We start from the raw sequence: 259 nt of genomic DNA, 5'->3' as shown, positions 1-259 counted from the left end.
ATCGATCCCGGCGGCGAGCCCCGGCGGCGCGCTGTTCGTCTGCGGCCTGGCGGAGAGCTGGGCGCCGACATTTACCGCAGCCGGCGCTCGCGGCTTCACGTCCGGCCTCGTCAATGTCGCGCCGAAGCTCTCGCTTGCGGTCCACGCTGCGCTTGAAAAAGGCGACTTTGGCGCCGCCAGGGCGATCGTCAACAAGCTCGAACCATTCGAGCGGATGCGGACCAAATTCCGCAATGGCGCGAACGTGACCGTCGTCAAG

The 259-nt window shown here is 66.8% G+C and carries 1 pseudogene; it reads left to right on the top strand.

From position 1 onward, the window contains the following. Positions 1-259 (top strand): annotated as a pseudogene (locus EOD29_RS32905) (dihydrodipicolinate synthase family protein); the annotation flags it as partial.

This window comes from Mesorhizobium sp. M1A.T.Ca.IN.004.03.1.1, from assembly GCF_003997555.1.
Lineage (GTDB): Bacteria > Pseudomonadota > Alphaproteobacteria > Rhizobiales > Rhizobiaceae > Mesorhizobium.
The sequence above is the reverse complement of the archived record's forward strand: the minus strand, read 5'-3'. Positions and strand labels throughout refer to the sequence as shown.